General features: G+C 45.4%; 9 protein-coding genes. 5 read left to right on the top strand and 4 right to left on the bottom strand.

Annotated features, from left to right (window positions below; genetic code table 11):
- Nucleotides 1-448: 448 nt before the first annotated feature.
- Nucleotides 449-3946 (bottom strand): transcription-repair coupling factor, encoded by a 3498-nt coding sequence (gene mfd / locus H6F52_RS12880; RefSeq protein WP_190535193.1) that lies wholly within the window; start codon nucleotides 3944-3946, stop codon nucleotides 449-451.
- 281 nt (nucleotides 3947-4227) lie between these two features.
- On the opposite strand from mfd, the gene H6F52_RS12875 reads away from it, so the two are divergent.
- Both H6F52_RS12875 and H6F52_RS12870 read left to right on the top strand, forming a co-directional pair.
- A complete protein-coding gene (locus H6F52_RS12875) occupies nucleotides 4228-5550 on the top strand; it encodes a hemolysin family protein (protein ID WP_190410123.1) in 1323 nt (440 codons plus the stop codon).
- A 177-nt stretch (nucleotides 5551-5727) separates the two neighbouring features.
- A complete protein-coding gene (locus H6F52_RS12870) occupies nucleotides 5728-6492 on the top strand; it encodes a class I SAM-dependent methyltransferase (protein WP_190535191.1) in 765 nt (254 codons plus the stop codon).
- Between the two features lie 26 nt (nucleotides 6493-6518).
- Here the strand turns inward: H6F52_RS12870 and H6F52_RS12865 are convergent, their stop codons facing one another.
- Both H6F52_RS12865 and H6F52_RS25765 read right to left on the bottom strand, forming a co-directional pair.
- Nucleotides 6519-7592 (bottom strand): low specificity L-threonine aldolase, encoded by a 1074-nt coding sequence (locus H6F52_RS12865; protein ID WP_190535188.1) that lies wholly within the window; start codon nucleotides 7590-7592, stop codon nucleotides 6519-6521.
- Between the two features lie 79 nt (nucleotides 7593-7671).
- Nucleotides 7672-9666: an ATP-binding protein gene (locus H6F52_RS25765; RefSeq protein ID WP_242033935.1), complete on the bottom strand. Its 1995-nt coding sequence runs from the start codon at nucleotides 9664-9666 to the stop codon at nucleotides 7672-7674.
- Between the two features lie 275 nt (nucleotides 9667-9941).
- Here H6F52_RS25765 and treZ point away from each other — a divergent pair, with 275 nt between their 5' ends.
- The 3 genes from treZ (at nucleotide 9942) to H6F52_RS12845 (ending at nucleotide 16335) form a co-directional block, all read left to right on the top strand.
- Nucleotides 9942-11768, top strand: a complete 1827-nt coding sequence (treZ, locus tag H6F52_RS12855) for a malto-oligosyltrehalose trehalohydrolase (protein WP_190535183.1) — start codon at nucleotides 9942-9944, stop codon at nucleotides 11766-11768.
- A 144-nt stretch (nucleotides 11769-11912) separates the two neighbouring features.
- Nucleotides 11913-14711 carry a malto-oligosyltrehalose synthase gene (gene treY / locus H6F52_RS12850; protein WP_190535180.1) on the top strand — a complete coding sequence of 933 codons (2799 nt, stop codon included), beginning with the start codon at nucleotides 11913-11915 and terminating at the stop codon, nucleotides 14709-14711.
- A gap of 100 nt (nucleotides 14712-14811) precedes the next feature.
- A complete protein-coding gene (locus H6F52_RS12845) occupies nucleotides 14812-16335 on the top strand; it encodes a trehalase family glycosidase (protein ID WP_190428832.1) in 1524 nt (507 codons plus the stop codon).
- Between the two features lie 111 nt (nucleotides 16336-16446).
- Here H6F52_RS12845 and H6F52_RS12840 read toward each other — a convergent pair whose 3' ends face one another.
- Nucleotides 16447-18375 (bottom strand): alpha-amylase family glycosyl hydrolase, encoded by a 1929-nt coding sequence (locus tag H6F52_RS12840; protein ID WP_190438964.1) that lies wholly within the window; start codon nucleotides 18373-18375, stop codon nucleotides 16447-16449.
- Nucleotides 18376-18771 lie beyond the last annotated feature (396 nt).

The raw sequence follows: 18771 nt of genomic DNA, 5'->3' as shown, positions 1-18771 counted from the left end.
CCAATTAAACAAATGCCACGTCGAAATACCTAAGCTGGGATTGCTTAGAGACTGAATTTAGTTTATTTCTCGACTGGTTAAAATCATGAAATGCCAGCCCAAGCTAATTTTAGAAGAACAGAATTAGATAAGTTAAACAAATGTCCCGATAATTCTGATATAGGAGAATTACAGAGTTAGCTTGGCTGTACTGCATTCATTAATTACATTAAAACTAAGTATTCAGTCAAAGCGGAAGTACCCAACGAGGTAATTTTTTTGAGTGCAATTTGTTCATTATCTTTCCTGAGATTGATAGAGGATTGGTAGCAAAAATAACAAAAAATTTGCAGAGAGACAGGAAGAGGTTTTGACACTACCGATTTGCCCGATCTAATAGCAGACAAACTTAAAGACAAATTTCAACTCTTCGACCCTGCAAACCGAGCTGTCAGTACTGATATGTAAATTAGACGAGTGCCGGTTCTGGGAGTGCCCCTTGCATCTTACCCAACCAAGTAATCAGATGTTCCGTCTGCTGCTCGGCAGGCAAGACGCCCAAACCGCGAACGGTGACTTTACCGGAGGTGTAGACAAAGCGAGTTTTCAGGTGTTCTGGCAGATTATCTTTGAGCAGGTTCCAGGCGGGTTCCTCCATCGGTGTCTCTAGGATAACGTGTTGTTTGCTTTCTGGTTTAATCCGGCTGAAGCCGAGTTTTTTCGCCAGTTGTTTCAGTTCCATTACCCGCAGCAACTGAGTTGCTGATTTAGGGATACTCCCGTAGCGATCGCTCCATTCTGCGGCAATACTCACTAATTCTTCCTTAGAATTCGCCGCAGCCACTGCACGGTAAGCGCTCATCTTTTGATCCAAATCGGTGATGTAGTCTGCGGGGATAAACGCCGTCAGCTGCAAGTCAATCTGCGTATCGTCAACTTGGGGAATTTCCTGTCCGCGAATTTCGCGAATCGCTTCCTCCAACATTTCCATATAAAGGTCGAAACCAATGGCATCCATCTGTCCCGATTGTTCCGCACCCAATAAATTACCGACGCCCCGAATTTCCATATCGCGCGTGGCAAGTTGATAGCCAGAACCCAATTGGGTGAATTCCTGAATGGCTCGTAAGCGTTGCCGTGCGGCATCTGAGAGCGCCTTGTGCTTGGGATAAAATAGCCATGCGTGAGCTTGGATGCCAGCACGTCCGACCCGTCCGCGCAATTGGTATAGCTGGGATAGACCAAATTTATGGGCATCTTCAATCAGGATCGTGTTGACTCTGGGGATATCTAAGCCGGATTCAATAATCGTGGTACAGACGAGGATATCCGCTTCGCCAGCGCTGAAGGCAAGCATCGTCGCTTCTAACTCAGATTCGTCTAATTGACCGTGAGCGATCGCTAGCCTGGTTCCTGGCACCATTTCCCGCAACTTCGTGGCAGTTTCTTCAATTCCCTCGACTCGCGGGACGACATAAAACACCTGTCCCCCCCGGTCGAGTTCTTGACGAATCGCCGTGCGGATCGCTTCGGGATCGTAGGATGCCAGGTGAGTTTTAATCGGACGCCGAGAGGGTGGCGGCGTAGTAATCAAACTCATTTCCCGGATTCCCGACAGTGACATATAAAGGGTTCGGGGAATTGGGGTGGCGGAAAGAGTTAGCACATCCAACTGCGTTCTCAGAGATTTGATTTTTTCCTTCTGGTTAACGCCAAATCGCTGTTCTTCATCCACCACCAACAACCCTAAATCTCGGAAACGAATTTCCTTACTTAAGAGTTGGTGAGTGCCAACGACGACATCTAATTCTCCAGTCGCCAGCCGTTTGATAATATTGCGGCGTTCCTCAGCACTGCGGAAGCGGTTGAGTAAACCCACCTCAATTGGGTAGGGGGCGAAACGCTCTTTTAGGGTGTGGTAGTGCTGCTGAGTCAGAATCGTCGTTGGGGCGAGGAACGCAACTTGCTTCCCGGCGGTAATCGCTTTAAATATGGCGCGGATGGCGACTTCCGTCTTGCCGAAACCGACATCACCGCACACCAACCGATCCATCGGGCGATCGCTTTCCATTTCCCGCTTCACATCCTGCACCGCCTTCAACTGATCCGGCGTCGGTTGATAGGGGAAAGAATCTTCTAATTCTTCTTGCCACGGCGAATCCGGTGGATAAACGAAACCTTGTTGTTGCGATCGCTGAGCATACAACTTCAGCAAGTCCACCGCCAATTTCTTAATCGCCTTGCGGACTTTATTCTTCGTAGATTCCCACGCCTTCCCGGACATTCTATTGAGTTCCGGCGGTTTCCCCTCCGTGGCGCGAAACCGAGACATTGCACCGACCTGATCTGCCACTACTCGCAGCAAACCATCCGCGTACTGCACTACCAAATACTCGCGGGTTTCGTTATTAACAGTCAGACTTTCCAGCCTGAGAAACTTACCAACCCCGTGATTTCTGTGAACCACATAATCACCGGGGCGCAACTTGTTGGGATCGACTTGCTTAGACGCCGCCCGACGACGCTTGCGGATATAGCTGGGACTTGTCAGAGAATGCTGTCCGAAAAACTCCCTGTCTGTCACCACCACCAACCGGAAGGTGGGCAGGATAAATCCTTCCAGTTCCGCGATCCCCGAATATTTTACCGCCACCGGCGTCTTCTGGATTTGCAACTTGTCAATCGCCGGATAATCGTGGGGATTGGGGACAAATTGCGCCGGACAATCGTGTTCTTGGAGCAACGATACAGAACGGGAAGGTTGTGCAGAAACGATCCAGATCGAGAAACTGCGATCGCGCTCGTTCCGCAAAGTTTCCGCAATTTTAGCAAACTGATGCGGCGTTACCGGAACCGGACGACTAGCCAGATTGAGTGCGGAGGACTGAGGATTGAGGACTGAGGATTCAACCAATTCAGATAAATACAGCCGCTTAAAGCGTTCCACCGCCGCTAAAGATTCATCAAAATTGCGGTGAATTTTGGGTAATTCCTCCTTCCTATTCGCAATTGCCCATTGTTCTTCAGCGTGTTCCACCCAGCGATCGCTATGGGCGCGACATTGCTCCGGCTCATCAATCGCAATCAGCGTATTTTCCGGCAAATAATCCAACAAAGAAGCCGGTTTCTCAAAAGCCACCCCCAACAACCGCCGCGTACTCTTCTCTGGTTCTTCTTCCCTCTCTTCCCTCTCTTCCTTCGCGACCTTGGCGTTTTGGCGGTTCGTATCTTCTAACGCCGCCCGAACAATCGGACTAAAATCAGTCGGAGTCAACACCAGCCGCTCAATCTTATCAAGCGATCGCTGCGTCGCCGGATCGAACTCCCGCATCTGATCCAGTTCATCCCCGAACCATTCCAAACGCACCGGCAACTCAGCCGACACCGGGAACACATCGATAATATCCCCGCGCCGACTCCATTGCCCCTCCATTTCCACCAGAGGCACCCGTTCGTATCCCAGAGTCGCCACCTTCTTGCTAAAGGCATCTAAATCCCAACTCTGTCCGCGTTCCAGGGTGATGCAGAAAGGCTTAAAAGCTTCAGGAGGCGGCAAATGAAGTTGTAGCGCCCGTTCCGTCGCCACAACCGCCATCTTTGTGGAAGACTGAGGATTTCCTTTTACCTCAGTCCTGACTAAATCTGCCAAGACCTGCATCTGTCCCCAAGTCATCTCCGATTCCGGATCGAATGGCTCGTAGGGCGATGCTTCAGAAGTCGGATAAAAATGTACCGTCTGCCAACCCATTGCTTCCAGTTGAGCGCAACAGCGGCTGACTTCCTCCAGGGTGGCACACACCACGAACAAATTCTGTCCTTGGGCTTGCGCGAGGGCAGAAGCCACCAATCCCTTTGGCAAACGGGGAATACCGTTGAGCTGTAGATACCGTTGTTGGTCGAGCTTAGAAAGGAGTTCTGTCGTGAGAGGCGATCGCCCTAGGGCACGAATAATAGAAGAAAATGCCATCAGTTGGAGGAAATGCTTAATTCGTTCTGACAAAAAGGCAGGAGTATACCTCCCTACTTCCATCATTTTAGAAGGCAGTTCAAATCGAGACTGCTCTACCGATAGATTTCTGCTTTACACAAAATGCTACTTTCTCTATAGCTACTGCTTTTTTGGGGAACCCCAGCTTTTGATATCGGGGTGGGCACATTGGTTCTCTGGTTTTCTAACCATCCAACTTCGGGTATCGCCCCTACTTCCATCTAAGGCACCGTTCGCCGATATTACTGACACATTGACAAATGACCCCTACTACCGAATTTCTGATTGTTTTGCTACTGATCGTTGCCAATGGCATCTTTGTGATGTCAGAGTTAGCTATCGTCTCGGCTAGGAAGGTGAGGCTGCAACAGCTGGCTAACCAAGGGGATGTCAAAGCACGCGCTGCCTTGGAACTGGCGAATTCCCCGAATCAGTTTTTGGCGATTGTTCAGGTGGGGATAACCCTCCTAGCAATTATCTCCGGTGCTTTCGGCGAAAGAACTATCGCCAAAAGCCTTACCCCTCTATTAGGGTTGATTGCCTGGATCGCTCCGTATAAAAACGCGATCGCATCAGCGATCGCCATCCTGATCATCACCTATCTGACACTGATTATTGGCGAACTGGTGCCCAAGCGCCTGGCTTTAAACTATCCAGAACGGATTGCTTCATCTGTTGCTATCCCGATGCGGATGTTGGCTACTATTGCCGCCCCGGTTGTTTATCTATTGAGTACCTCCACCGATATGATGGTGCGGCTGTTGGGCATCAGACCGTCTACCGATGGTGAAATCACCGAACACGATATTACAGCCTTAATCGAGCAAGCCACGGAGGCGGGAACCTTTGAGGAAGCAGAACAAGACATGGTGGAACGAGTGTTTCGCCTGGGAGACCGACCCGTGAGTGCGTTAATGACACCCCGACCGGATATTGTCTGGCTTGACCTAGAAGACTCCCAGGAAGAAAATCAACGCAAGATTATAAACAGCGCCTATTCCCGATTTCCCGTTTGTCAGGGGGCACTGGATAATGTTTTGGGCATCATTCCCGTGACTGACCTATTAGGGCGCTGTCTGTCCGGACAACAGCTTGACCTGACGCTCTCGTTGAAACAGCCGGTATTTGTGCCTGAAAGTACCGGAGGGCTGAAAGTTCTAGAATTATTCAAGCAAACCGGCACTCACATGGCGCTGGTTGTAGATGAATACGGCGTCACTCAGGGAGTAGTTACGCTCAACGACATCTTAGTAGAAATCGTTGGTGATGTAGAAATCGATAGTACAACATCTCCTCCAGCCGTACAACGCGAAGATGGTTCCTGGTTGATTGATGGAATGTTGTCGGTGGAAGAGTTTTTTGAAATATTAGATATTGAGGAATTGCCGGGAACGCAAAAAGGAAACTATCACACAATGGGCGGTTTTATGATTACCCATTTAGGGAAAATTCCTACGGCTGCCGACCATTTTCATCTGGGTAGTTGGCGTTTTGAAGTGATGGATATGGATGGCAATCGCGTTGATAAGGTGCTGGTGATGCCCGTCTCTAGAGACGCCGCTGATTCCGAGTCTGGCGATTGAGATGCTGAAATTGCTGGGTTGAGCGTGTTTTAACGCTTTGCGTGTTATCGGCATTGCCTGCATCGTGCGTTGATGTTGACACAGAAAGCGATCGCTTCTCAATCCGATTGGCTTAGAGCTAAAAACACTAATTCCACCGAATTTCTATCCTGTCCACACCTATTTTAGGAGCCAAAAATGCAGCCAGAAGAAGCAATCCGAGAGCAATTTGACCGTGCAGCAAATGCATACAGTACATCACCCATTTTCGCACAAGGGCACGATCTGGAGCTGATGGTGCAGGCAGGTGAACCAACATCAAAGATGAGTGTACTTGATGTAGGGTGTGCGGCAGGACATACGGGGTTTGCTTTTGCCCCTCATGTCCGCGAAGTGATTGGCATCGACTTAAGCCAGAAAATGTTAGCGGAGGCATCGCGGCAAGCAGCGGCACGAAGCTTAAATAACGTGCATTTTCAGGAAGCCAATGCTACAGCACTCCCCTTTTCAAATGAGCAGTTTGATATTGTGACTTGCCGCTATGTCGCTCATCACTTCCCCAGCTTGGCACCCGCGCTGAGTGAGGTTTTTCGAGTGCTAAAACCGGGTGGAAAGTTTCTGGTTGTGGACATTATTTCGCCGGAAGATATTGCACTGGCAGAGTTTATCAATCAGGTGGAGAAACTACGCGATCCTTCTCATAGTTGGGATTGGATGATATCGGAGTGGCAAGCGGCTGGCGAAAGTATTGGGATGCCCTTCACCGCGATGCAACAGTGGCACCTACCGATTGATTTTGCAGATTGGACAGCACGACAGCAGACACCACCAGAAGCAGTTCAAGAACTGGAAATATTACTGGATAATGCTTCTTCACAAGCAAAATCGGTATTCTCCATTGTGGGTGCGCCGCAGCGTTCATTTTGCGAATACTCGGCTCTCCTGCGGGGCACAAAATCATAAACTAGGGAAAGAAATTTTGCCCTTCCCTACTGAAAATTGAAGGTGGAAACTAGAGGTGAAGAAACCACGTTGCAGTGTGCCCGTGCCGCCTCGATAAAGGCAGTAACATCCTCTTCTTTAGTGTTAAAAGCTGTTACTAATCGGACGGTTGATGAATATTCCCCCTCCCAGGGATAAAATTGGAAACCATCGGCAAGAAGCCCTTGGATAACTTCCTCCGGCATCTGAATAAAGATTTCATTTACTGCAACCAGATAGCACAGGTTCATTCCTGGTAGCGCTGTTAGCCCATGCGCTAATTTCTTAGCCATCTGATTAGCATGGGCAGCATTTTTCAGCCACAAATCATCTTTAATGTAAGCTTCCAACTGGGCAGATAAAAACCGCATCTTTGAAAAGAGATGCCCGCTGCGCTTGCGACGATAGGCGAAAGTTTTTGCCAAATCTTGATTAAAAAAGATGACGGCTTCTGCTGCCATTGCACCATTTTTAGTCGCTCCAAACGATAGTACATCAACCCCAGCCCGCCAAGTGATATCCGCTGGAGAACAACCCAAATTAACCACTGCATTCGCAAAACGGGCACCATCCATATGTAAACCCAAATTGTAGGAATGGGCAATTTCGGCAATCTGGGAAATTTCCTCTGGCTGATAGATAGTTCCAGCTTCCGTTGCCTGAGTCAAGCTTACAGCCGCAGGCTGTACGTGATGGACGACGCCAGCGCCCGATTTTGCCAGTACAGCAGCCAAGTCAGCGGCGCGAATCTTGCTATCTGCGCCATCCAGGGTTACTAGCTTTGCGCCGCCGGTATAGAATTCGGGTGCCCCGCATTCATCCAGATTGATATGAGATTGGCGATGGCAGTAAATCGCCCCAAAAGGGGGCGTAATAACAGACAGGGCGAGAGCATTGGCAGCAGAACCCGTGGCGACGGGGAAAACGGTCACATCTGTCTCAAACAATTCCTTGAACCGGGCTGACAATCGCTGGGTATATTCATCATCACCATAAGGCATGGTGGTACCCTGATTAGCGGCAGCGATCGCTGCCATAATTTCCGGCGAAATCCCGGTGACATTGTCGCTACAAAAGTTCATCTGTTCGTCTCGCGTTTCTCAATACTCAACTCTATGCTAATCGCCTCTGCCGACATAGATCCTCGACTTCTGGAATCATTTAGAGTTGCGATATCTTGTTCTGCGAAATCGGAATCTTAATGACGAACTCTGCCCCCTCTCCGGGTGCAGAAATACACTCCATACTGCCACTATGTTTTTCTACTACAATCTGATAACTAATCGATAGCCCTAAGCCGGTACCTTTCCCGACTGGTTTCGTTGTGAAAAAGGCATCGAATAGATGAGAACGGACTTCTTCTGTCATGCCTGGGCCGTTGTCGGCAATGCGAATCACCGCTAGCTTTTCGTCTTCAACAGCGGTGCTAATTTTAATACTGGGTAAAAGACAAAATATTTCCTCCTTAGCGACTGACTCTTCTAGTGCATCAATCGCGTTACTCAGCAGATTCATAAACACCTGATTCAACTGTCCCGCGTAACATTCAACTAATGGCAAATCGCTATATTCTTTGGTCACGGTGATCGTGGGACCGCCAGCGATCGCTTTCAGTCGATACTGCAAAATTAGCAAGGTGCTGTCAATGCCTTCTTGGATATCAACCGGCTTCATTTCCGCTTGATCGACGCGAGAAAACGAACGTAAGGACTGAACAATTTCTCGAATTCGCTCAATTCCTAAGTGCATTGATTTTAGTAACTTTGGCAAATCTTCAATAATAAAATCAAGGTCGCTTGCTTCAATTTCTTGGTCAATTTCAGGTGTAGGGGGGTATTGCTGTTGGTAAAGGTGTAACAAATAGAGCAAACTATTCGCATAGTCACAGGCATAATTGATATTGCCGTGAATAAAGTTAATTGGATTATTTATTTCGTGAGCAACTCCAGCCACTAATTGACCGAGGCTGGAGATTTTTTCAGTTTGAATCAATTGAGCTTGAGTTTTCTGGAGGTTAAGTAGAGTAATTTTTAGCTCTTGAGATTTTTCTCGATAGCGATTTTCACTTTGCTTGCGCTCAGAAACTTCAAGCAATAACAGATCGTTTGTCTGTCTAATTTCTGCTGTTCGCTCCTCAACTCTCCTTTCAAGCTCGACGTTGGAGCGGTGCAACGCCTCTTCTACTTGCTGACGCTCAGCGATTTGTTTTTGCAACTCAAGATTAATGAGTTCTAACTGCTTGGTTTTATCTAATAATATTTTTTGTGTGGCTTCTAATTTGTCAACGGTTAAAGCTTCTTCGCGAAGAGTATGAATATACTCCGAACTTAAGCCAATAAATGGGACGAGGTAAGCAATAATTTTAAGGAAATGGGCAATATTGAAATGGTTGTCGAATAATGCAGTTGAGCCAAAAGCCATGTGGAGTTGACTGGCAATTTGGGGAATCACGCTAATCGCTAGCGTTAAAGAAAAATGGCTGGGATAAGCATCATAAAAGCGAGGAAAAACAAAAATACCTGCAAAGATAAACAATAAGAGGGGCGGGACATCCCAAGGACGAGTAACAAGCGCGTTCGGGAAAATAGTTGCCGGTATGGCACTATGGGTACAGAAATAGACAATTGTATAAGAAGCAACAGCAAAAGATACACTAGCGAGCGCAACAAAACCCGCGCCTCCCTTCCACTTTCCTGGTTTCGTCGCCAGAAAAATTCCCGCGCCTCCTAGCAGAATCAAAGCATTAAAAAGTCGGCAGACTGCCCAAGTCAAAGGAATTAGGTTTTGGCTATCTGCTATCCCCTGGCTCAATCGGTCGGCGGCTAAAGCATGAAAGGTGTCCATGCACCCCGCACAAAACATTGCCACGCCAATTATGAGCGTGACAGCATCGCGCTTCAGGCTGAAGTGAATCAAAGACAAAATAACAATGGACAGGGCAATACAGAACGCACTCCACTCCAGAATGGTGTGCAGAAAGCTTCCGGAAAGCGTGTACTGCATCGCTTCGACAAATGCGCGGGGAGACATTCCCACAGCAGCTGGCACCTCGAAGGGATGCTTCGGTGAGGCAAAATCCACTCCCAACAAATTCAGCAAGCTAGGCAGCACACAGATCGCTACCACTACCCAAATCAATTGAAAAGGAATCCTCATTGTTTCCATAGCATTTTTCCCAATCCCCCTATTTCAAGATGCCACTAAAGCTTAGCCACAAGTACAGAGGCAGTCATTTCTGACTCTACTAGCGTGGCTTTTAGCCTTCTGCCATTGCCAGAGGTCAGTAAGCTGATATGCGCGATCGCTAATTGAGTAAATAAAAATACACCTTATGGCAGTTCTACGTAACTAAACGTAACTATATTCTGGGATACGTTAACGCGACTTCGCCATCAGGCGAAAAATACTCTTAACAGCGAGGCTAATTAAAGGTGAGAATTGGCGCTTGTTACTTGGGCAACGGAAATTGTGAATTTACCGTTTGGGCACCCACTCTTCATACAGTAGCCGTACAAATTGTTTCTCCTGAAGAACGCCTTCTCACAATGCAACAGGATGAAGAAGGTTACTGGAAAGTTAAAACTTCAGGCATTGAACCAGGAACGCTTTACTACTACAAACTCGAAGGAACAACTGATAGACCAGACCCAGCTTCAAAATACCAACCGAAGGGGGTACACGCCCCTTCTCAAGTCATCGATCCTAGCACTTTTGCCTGGAATGATACTAATTGGTCTGGCATTCCCTTAGATGAAACTATTATCTATGAATTACACGTTGGCACCTTCACTCCAGAAGGCACCTTTGAGGCAATAATTCCCCGACTTGCTGAATTAAGCGAGTTAGGGATTAATGCCATTGAAATTATGCCAGTTGCTCAATTTCCCGGTGAGAGAAACTGGGGATATGATGGGGTGTTTCCCTTTGCCGTGCAGAATTCCTATGGTGGCCCCGAAGGATTAAAAAAACTCGTTGATGCTTGTCACCAACACGGTATCTCAGTCATTCTCGATGTCGTCTACAATCACCTAGGTCCTGAAGGAAATTACTTCCGAGATTTTGCTCCCTACTTCACTACCAAATATCGCGGTGATTGGGGAGAGGCGATGAATTTTGATGACAAATACAGCGATGGCGTCCGTAATTTTTGTTTAGAAAACGCTCTTTACTGGCTCCAAGAATATCACATAGACGGTCTAAGATTAGATGCCATTCAGGGCATTTTTGAGATGGGTGCTAGACCCTTATTACAGGAAATGGCAGACCAAGTTGCTAATTTTTCCCAGCAACAAGGTAGAAAATTTTATCTGATAGCCGAAAGCGACTTGAACGATGTCCGAGTCATTCGACCCAAAGAAGTGGGCGGCTATGGAATAGATGCACAGTGGAATGACGATTTTCACCACGCATTGCATACCTTACTCACCGGAGAGAACGATAGGTATTACGAGGATTTTGGAAAGGTTGAACAACTCGAAAAATCTTTCAAAGAAGGCTTTATTTACTCCGGACAATACGCTTCTCATAGAAAGCGCCGTCATGGTAGTTCTTCCAAAGACGAACCAGGATATCGGTTCATTGTCTTTACCCAGACTCACGACCAAATTGGTAATCGCGTCCTGGCAGAAAGGTTATCTCAGCTTGTTTCCTTAGAAGGGTTGAAACTAGCTGCGGCTGCTATTTTTCTATCTCCTTTTGTCCCCTTCCTTTTCATGGGGGAAGAATATGGTGAGGAAGCGCCTTTCTTTTACTTTATCAGTCATTCAGATAAGGATTTGATTGAAGCAATTCGCAAGAGTAAACAAGAAGAATTCAAAGTATTTGTGGGGCGAGGCGAAATGCAAGATCCCCAAAGTCCTGAAACCTTCCAGAAGTGTCAGATTAACTGGGAAAAACGAAAAGAAGGAAAACACAAAGCTCTTTGGGAATTTTATCAGCAACTTATACATCTACGCCGAACAATTCCTGCTTTGAAGAAACCAGACAAAAACACTCTAGAAGCATCCAGCATTGAAGCCGATAAAATCTTATTCCTTCGGCGTTGGAGTGAAACTAGTCAGATATACTCCATTATGAACTTCAATCAAAAAGAGGTCACTTTTACAGCTAATCTACCAAGTGGCAACTGGCAAAAGATTTTAGACTCTTCCGATACTCAGTGGATGGGTTCTGGTTCCACTTTACCGGAAAAACTCACGCCAAACCAAGAATTGACCATCAAACCACAGAGTATTGTTCTCTACGAGATAGCAGGATAATAGACGAGGCAGAGCCTTCCAATCCTAATTATCAAACTGATGATAACGAGACGATTGAGGCTTTGCTTCGCCAGTCGTCACTGTAGAGCAAGCACTGTTCACCTGACAAAATTAGAAAAATCATTGAGGAATTAAAATTACATCATGCGGATTCCAGCAGCTACTTACCGAATTCAATTTAATGCAGATTTTCCCTTTGATTCAGCCAAGAAAATTATTGCTTATCTCGCTGAATTAGGAATTTCCGATCTTTACGCTTCGCCCATTTTTAAAGCAAGAGAAGGTAGCACTCATGGCTACGATGTTGTTGATCCCACACAACTGAATCCCGAACTAGGAACACCGGAAAATTTTGAAGCATTGGTGAATGAAATCAAGAATTACGATATGGGATGGGTACAGGATATTGTTCCCAACCACATGGCTTATGATAGCCAAAATCAGTTCTTGATGGACATCCTCGAAAACGGACCAAATTCCGAGTATTTCGATTACTTCGATATTGACTGGAATCATCCTTATGAAAACCTGAGAGAGCGCGTTCTTGCCCCAATGTTGGGTAATTTTTATGGAGATTGTTTGGAAAATGCCGAAATTCAACTCCAGTACGATCAAAGCGGGCTGAGTGTTAACTACTTTAGCTTAAAACTTCCTGTAAAAATAGAATCTTATGCCCCGTTTATTACTCATAACTTAGGAAAACTAGCTAAATCTCTGGGAAGAAATCATCCAGATTTTGTTAAATTACTAGGGATTCTTTACCTGCTCAAAAACACGCTAGTAGAACCAAAAGGTAAAGAACGATATGACCAGATAGCCTTTGTAAAAGGACTTTTGGGGGAACTTTATACCCAAAATCCAGAGGTTCAGGAGTTTATCGATAGCAACATAGAGTTTTTTAATGGGGAGAAGGGCAATCCAGAAAGTTTTAATTCTCTTGATAGGTTGCTTTCAGAACAGTTCTATCGCCTTTCGTTTTGGAAAGTGGGTGCTGAAGAACTGAATTATAGAAGATTTTTCACCGTCAACGAATTAATTTCTGTCAAAGTCGAAGAAATCAAGGTTTTTCATAAAACTCATAATTTTATAAGTCAGTTGGTTGAGTCTGGAACAATCACAGGACTCCGAATCGACCATATTGACGGACTCTACGATCCAAGTGAATATTTGCAACGGCTGAGAAACAAAGCTGGAGATGTCTATATTACGGTTGAAAAAATTCTGGAACATAAAGAAGATTTACCTGCTTACTGGCCTATAGAGGGAACCAGCGGCTATGACTTCTTAAACTATGTTAACGGTATTTTCTGCCGAACTGAGAGCGAGGAACGGTTTACTGAGATTTACTCTAGACTGACAGGTTTAAATACCCCCTACGAGCAGCTTTTTATGGATAAAAAAAGGCTGATTGTAGAGAAAAATATGGCGGGAGATGTAGATAATTTAGCCCATCTTTTGAAACGAGTATCGGGGCATTCTAGAGTAGGAATCGATTTTACTCAGCATGGTCTGCAAAGAGCATTGGCTGAGATTCTGATACTGTTTCCCGTTTATCGAACTTATATCAATCAAGAGGGATTAAGAGAATCGGATCGCTTCTATGTGAAGGAAGTCATTGAAAAAGCTAGAGAGCAAGTGCCGTTGCTTTTGAAGGAACTGAACTATATTGAAAAACTCTTGTTGCTAGAAGAGGAGGACTCTTTAAAGGCAGAACAAAGAGAAGTACAGCGTCACTTCGTGATGAGACTTCAGCAGTTGACGGGCCCATTGATGGCGAAAGGAATTGAGGATACGCTTTTATATGTTTACAACCGACTTTTATCCCTGAATGAAGTGGGTGGAAATCCGAGCCAATTTGGGGTTAGCGTTGCAGATTTTCACGAGTTCAACCAAAAGCAGCATGAGCGTTGGCCTCATAAAATGAATGCCACGGCAACCCATGATACCAAGCGTGGGGAAGATGTCAGAGCTAGAATAAATGTGCTTTCAGAAATTCCCGATGAGTGGGAAGAACAGGTAAAAACTTGGAGTAAAATTAACGACTCTAAAAAACGCCGCATGAAGGGTCGGGTTTTTCCTCAAAAGAATGATGAATATTTCTTTTACCAAACGCTGGTTGGTGCTTTTCCGTTTGCTGAAAGCGAGCGATCGCACTTTGTAGAACGCGTGAAAGAATATGTAGTGAAAGCGGTTCGAGAGGCTAAGGTTCACACCGCTTGGCTCAGACCGGATACTGATTATGAAGATGGCTTTGTTGCTTTTATCGAAGAAGTCCTGAAGCCTTCCACAGATAATCAATTTCTCCAGGAGTTTCTGCCCTTCCAACAATCGATAGCTTACTACGGAATTTTCAATTCTCTCTCTCAAACTTTGCTAAAAATTACCGCTTCTGGTGTACCTGATTTTTATCAAGGAACGGAGTTATGGGAGCTGAGTTTAGTAGACCCAGATAATCGGCGTCCAGTGGACTTTGAGCAGCGGCTAGCATTCCTTAAAAAGATTAAAGAGAAAGCTAAGGCAGATGTTCTGAAGCTGATCGATGAGCTATTTACGAGTAAGGAGGATGGAAGAATTAAGCTTTTCTTGATAGCTAGGGTTCTGGAGGCAAGAAAACAAAATTTGGCAGTTTTCCAAAAAGGAGATTACGTACCGCTAGAAGTGAATGGAAAGTTTCAGGATCGGATTGTTGCTTTTGCCAGAAGTTATGAAAATCGGGTGGCAATTACGATTGTCCCGCGATTGCTGACGAACGTTGTCCAAGAAGGAGAATATCCTTTGGGCGAAGTATGGGGTGACACCCGGTTGAAGCTACCGCAGAGAATGCCATCTGCAATGAAAGATGCAATTACTTCTCAGTCCCTGAGCGCGAATGGCACGGTGTTGATTGCGGACGCCTTAAAACACTTTCCGGTCGCTTTATTAATTAGCGAAAGCGATCGCTAATATCGATTCCCCTTTGTCATACTGGACATCAGATACTGTTGCCCCCCATCGATCGGGGGGCAACAGACAGATTTATTACAAATACTAAGGAAAAATCGTGATTAATCAATCCTTACCTCAAACCGAATTGTTTCCCTCCCTAGAACAAATTCAGGCAGTAAAAGCCTACATTAAAAAAACTTGGAAAACCCTCTATCGCTCTCACGAGCATATTTTGGATGCTGCCCGCGACCCAAAAATTGGTCATATTCCCGGTAAAGGTTGGCCTATCTATGTCTCGCAATCAGAAGATCGAGCGCTCATTGAGGCATCTTTGCGGGAAGTTTTGAGCAACGAAGAATTTAATCAAATTGAAATTCGCACGTTACCGGCAGAAGTTGATCAAATTGAAGATCACGGGTTGCTCTATTTACCTCATGCCTATGTGGTTCCGGGCGGTCGTTTTAATGAGATGTACGGCTGGGATAGCTATTTTATCCAGTTAGGATTGTTGCGAGATGGAGAAATAGAATTAGCCAAAAGCTTGGTGGAACAGCTAATTTATGAAATTGAGCATTACGGCACGATTTTGAATGCCAATCGTACCTATATGCTGACGCGATCGCAACCTCCCGTCCTTACGCCGATGATTTTGGCTCTCTTCCAGCACACGCAGGATCGGGACTGGCTGCAATCAGTACTGCCAACCGTTGAACGTTTTTACTACTATTGGACATTACCCCCCCACCTGAATCAAGCAACCGGACTTTCGCGCTATTTTGCATTAGGTGAAGGTCCAGCGCCGGAAGTGTTAATTTCCGAGCGGGATGAAGAAGGGAGAACTCATTATGATCGGGTACGGGAATATTATCGGACGTTTGCAGTTGAAGCTTACGATGTCAACTTGTATTATGACCGCCAGAGCGATCGCTTAACTGATTTATTTTACAAAGGCGATCGTTCCATGCGAGAATCTGGGTTTGACATCAGCAACCGTTTTGGCCCATTTAGTGTAGATATTATTCACTATGCGCCTGTTTGCTTGAATGTTTTGCTTTATAAAACAGAGCAAGATACCGCCCAGATAAACGATATTTTGGGATATGAAGAAATTGCTCATCAGTGGCGCGATCGCGCTCGCAACCGCCACAAATTAATTGACCGATTTCTTTGGGATGAAGAAGCTGGACTTTACTTTGATTACAACTTCCATACTGGCAAGCGTCGCCCCTACGAATTTGCCACCACATTCTATCCTTTGTGGGCTGGAATTGCATCTGAAGAACAAGCCAAAAGAGTGGTTGAAAATTTACCCGAATTTGAGGCACCGGGAGGATTACTCACTAGCACTCATGTAACCGGAAATCAATGGGATGCTCCCTTTGGTTGGGCACCTTTACAGTTAATTGCAGTTCAAGGACTTCATCGCTATGGTTATCACCAAGACGCCGATCGTTTAGCGAAAAAGTTTATATCTCTGCTAGTGCAAGAGTTTGAAAGATACGGAACGCTGGTAGAAAAATATGACGTTTGTAATTGCTCCGCCAATGTTTCCCATGAAATTCTCTTTGGCTACAGTTCCAACGAAATCGGCTTTGGTTGGACAAACGGAGTCTTCCTCGAACTGTTATCAACCTTAGAATAACTGAAAATTTATAACGCAGAGTTAGTAAAAGGAAATCACCAAGGTACACAAAGTTAAATATTCCTTTGCGTACCTTTGAGATTTCCTTAGCGTACCTTTGCGTTTAAATGCTTAAGATTCCCGTCCTGTTGCCCATCTATCGCGCCATTTTACTGTCCCTTCCGTGGCAATAACCCAGCGGCGACCGACAGTATTTTCGCGCAAGGGTGCCTGACCTTCACGCCACAGTGCATACTTGTAAGTAATTAACTTTCCAGCACTTTCATCAAAGGGAATTTCCCCAAACCAAGTATTAGTATTGATGAATTCTAGGGGATACGCCTTAGAGATATCCCAATTGCCTAACTCCGGACAATCTCCGATTACCACAACAGTTTCACCCGGCTGTGTCTGCACTCCATTAAGTTGCACCCGCACAATCGTTTGCCCCTTGATGCGTTCCCCAACATGACTGATGACAATTACATCCCGCGCGTCTAGTTCCAAGTCTTGCAACTTTCCGTCTGTAACTTCAAACTTGCGCCGCATTAAAATATCGGTATGTTCGCCGTCTGGTAACTCCGTATCAATTGCTTCCAACTTGACAGCTTCCCCTCGATTCATCGCTACAAACAAAACAGAATCGCGGTAACGACGTACATAACAATAAACATCAGGCGTTAGATATTTTTGCCACTGACTCCCCATCGATACGGCTGGATTTAATCGCCGCAAACCTGATAGCAACCGGATATCTCGATAGAGGCGTGACTCGGTATCCCAATTTTCCATCATCGGACGGTTGTAAGGATCGTTACCGTCGTTGGTATCGTCGTGGAGATACTGTTCTGTACCGTAGTAGATACAGGGAATCCCACGGGAGGTCATAATCACAGCGATCGCTACCCGCAGCATCTCTGGATCGGGATTCAATGACTGGAAGCGGGGCATATCGTGATTATCAATAAATGTAATCAACTCCGTCGCCCCGCAGTAACGATGATCCAGATCCAGAACATCTTGAATCAGGTGAAATCCTCCTTCAGCACCCTGCGCCAAAGCCGCTCGGATTGCCAAACAAAAACCAAAATCTAGCATTGTCATGCCAGATTCATTGGCGAATTCTACCGAAAGGTCGCTTCGAGGGTCGCTAAAAATCCACTCGCCAAAGATAAAAACATCTGGTTTGTGAGTGGTAATATCCGCGTTAAATTCTTGCCAAAACCAGATCGGCATATGCTTTACAGTATCAACCCGTAAAGCATCAACTCCCCGGTCTAGCCATTGTTTAATGGCTGATTTAATGTAGTTTCGGTACTCGACGTTATTTTCGTTAAAAGTTGCTAAACCAGACAATTCACAATTTTGCACCTGCCACTCATCTTCCCAATTGGTAACTTCACCATAGTGGTGATACCAGTTATCTTTATCGTCATTAAAATCAGCAATTTTTACTCCATCGTCGTAGAGTTCTCCCTTCTTCCCGCTGAAATCTGGATTGCTGTGATTACACACAATATCCAACACCAGTTTCATCTTGCGTTTGTGTAACTCAGCAACTAATCTGTCAAAAACTGTATCTTTTGTATCTTGAGTTTTATTGAGCGAAGGTTCTTCATCCTTGCCAATAAAGCGAGGATTAATCCGTTTAAAATCCTTCGTCCAATAGCCATGAATCGCAGCTTGCTCAACAAATAATGCTTCCACTTGCTCAAACAGGGGGGTAAGCCAAACTGCGGTAACTCCTAAGTCCTTTAAGTAATCTAATTTTTCAATAATTCCCTGTAAATCTCCACCCCAATATTTACCCCAATCTTTTCGCTCTGGATCGTAAAGTTCTGGGTTTGGCCCTTCGCTGTTGTCAGGATCGCCGTCATAGAAACGATCTACAACAATGAAGTAAATGGTTTCCTGGCGAAATTCAATATCTCTGGTGTATAGAAACTCTAAATCAATATCACTTTCTGGTTTAGCTTCGATAACCAAAGACTCGATTTCTGCTTCTGAATTAGTAACTTCGTATTGAGATGACGAAGCTTGAGATGGAGGAGTTGATACCATAAAGTTTAGTGCGGCTAGTGTTGATAGAGGTGCGCTTTTGGAAAGGTCTGTGCTGTCCGGCTAAAGAGTTTAAGCCTTCAGACTAACTTTTTATAAATCTAACGAATTGTTTCCTTTTTTGTATATATATCCGGAGATAGTAGACTAATGGGACAAAGCCGTGATAAATGGAATAATTTTGTGGAAATTTTTAAAGCAACGAAATCTGCGGTTGGTTTGAAGGATTAGGTCTTACCCAACCGAACAGAGTGTTGGCTTGAAGGAAGAAAGCCAACCTACAAAATACTTTACCCTCTTTTAAAGGCTACCGTGGACACACAAGTCTTCTTGAACTTGCAAGCGTCGTTTTATTCTCATAACCTCCCTTAAACAAGGGGAAAATCAAGTTAAAATCTC

It is taken from the genome of Coleofasciculus sp. FACHB-542, assembly GCF_014695825.1.
Taxonomy (GTDB): domain Bacteria; phylum Cyanobacteriota; class Cyanobacteriia; order Cyanobacteriales; family FACHB-T130; genus FACHB-T130.
The sequence above is the reverse complement of the archived record's forward strand: the minus strand, read 5'-3'. Positions and strand labels throughout refer to the sequence as shown.